Origin of the sequence: Streptomyces sp. NPDC006510, assembly GCF_040611955.1 — a bacterium.
Taxonomy (GTDB): domain Bacteria; phylum Actinomycetota; class Actinomycetes; order Streptomycetales; family Streptomycetaceae; genus Streptomyces.
On the sequence record NZ_JBEXPH010000442.1, the window covers coordinates 1 to 1,659 of the forward strand.

The 1,659-nt window shown below is 70.6% G+C and carries 1 protein-coding gene; it reads left to right on the top strand.

Features of this window, described 5'->3' with window-relative positions; all coding sequences use genetic code 11:
- Window positions 1–122 precede the first annotated feature (122 nt).
- Window positions 123–1,499 carry an IS1380 family transposase gene (locus ABZY11_RS44320; protein ID WP_356484593.1) on the top strand — a complete coding sequence of 459 codons (1,377 nt, stop codon included), beginning with the start codon at window positions 123–125 and terminating at the stop codon, window positions 1,497–1,499.
- Window positions 1,500–1,659: the final 160 nt, after the last annotated feature.

Here is a 1,659-nt window from a genome sequence, read left to right on the forward strand (position 1 = left end):
CCTCGCGCTTTCGCGAGTGTGAGTGTCCGAGGCTTGATCAAATAAGCGAGGAGTGCCTCTGACCTGGGACGATGGGACTTGTCTAGGGTCCATGTCGTCGTCAGGAAAGCTGCACTCCTCAGGTGAAGAAGAATACCGGGTCGTACCCCCATGTCCGTGTCGAGGGCGGTGGCCGCGGACCGGTCTCGCAGGCCGGGGCCGTGCTGTTGGTGGAGACAGTCCGCAAGAGCGGCCTGGACACGGCGATATCGGCGGCGTTGGCGCCGTGGCGCAAAGCGCGGGCGGTGCATGATCCAGGCAAGACCCTGCTCGATGTGGCACTCGCGGTCGCGCTGGGCGGGGACTGCCTGTCCGATGTCTCCCTGCTGCGGGCCGAGCCGGCGGTGTTCGGGACGGTGGCCTCCGACCCGACCGTCTCACGCCTGGTCGACACGCTCGCCGGCAGCGGGAAGCGCGCGCTGACCGCGATCCGCCGGGCCCGCGCCCAAGTCCGCGAACATGTTTGGGCCCTGGCCGGTGACGCCGCCCCCGACCAGGGCGGACAGGTGATCGTGGACCTGGACGGGGTGCTGGTGATCGCGCACTCGGACAAGCAGGACGCCGCGGCGACCTGGAAGCGGACGTTCGGCCATCATCCGATCATGGGTTTCGTCGACCACGGGGCGGGCGGCGCCGGTGAGCCGGTCGCGGGCCTGCTGCGGCCGGGGAACGCGGGCAGCAACACCGCCGCCGACCACATCACCGCCACCCAGCTGGCCCTGGCCCAGCTCCCGAAGAGGTTCCGCCGCGGGCGCCGCACCCTGGTCCGCACCGATTCCGGGGGCGGCACCCATGAGTTCGTCAACTGGCTCTCCGCGCGGGGCCGGTGGCTGTCGTACTCGGTCGGCATGACCATCACCGACGCCGTCCACCAGGCCGTACTGAAGGTCCCGGCATCGGCCTGGACGCCGGCCCTCGAGCCCGGCGGCGAGGTCCGCGACGGCGCCTGGGTCGCCGAGATCGGCGGGGACTGCCTGAAGGGGTGGCCGAAGGGGATACGGCTGATCGTCCGCAAGGAACGCCCGCACCCCGGCGCCCAGTTGCGTTTCACCGACGCCGACGGCATGCGCCTGACCTGCTTCGCCACCAACACTCCCGGCCAGGCGATCGCCGGGCTCGAACTGCGCCACCGCCAGCGCGCCCGCTGCGAGGACCGCATCCGGGACGCCCGCTCCACCGGCCTGCGCAACCTTGCCCTGCACGGCTTCGCGCAGAACCAGATCTGGCTGGAGATCATCCAGCTCGCCCTGGACCTGCTGGCCTGGATGCCGATGCTCGCCCTGACCGGCCACACCCGCCGCTGGGAACCGAAGAAGCTTCGCTTCCGCCTGTTCTCAGCCGCCGCGCAACTCGTCACCACCGGTCGCCGCCGCTACCTCCGCCTCGCGGCGCACTGGCCCTGGGCCGACGTGATCAGCACAGCGGCCGACCGGCTCCAAGCCCTGCCGAAACCCGGCTGACCAGCACCTTCGAGTCCCTCCGAGCAGCATCACCCCACCGGAGCAGTGGAACCCGGCGCCCACCCGACGCGACAGCCGGGCCACCAGCATTCCCACGACCAACCCGCAACAGCGAAACGGCCCGACGGAAGAACCGACGGACCGTCATGCAAGATCGAGG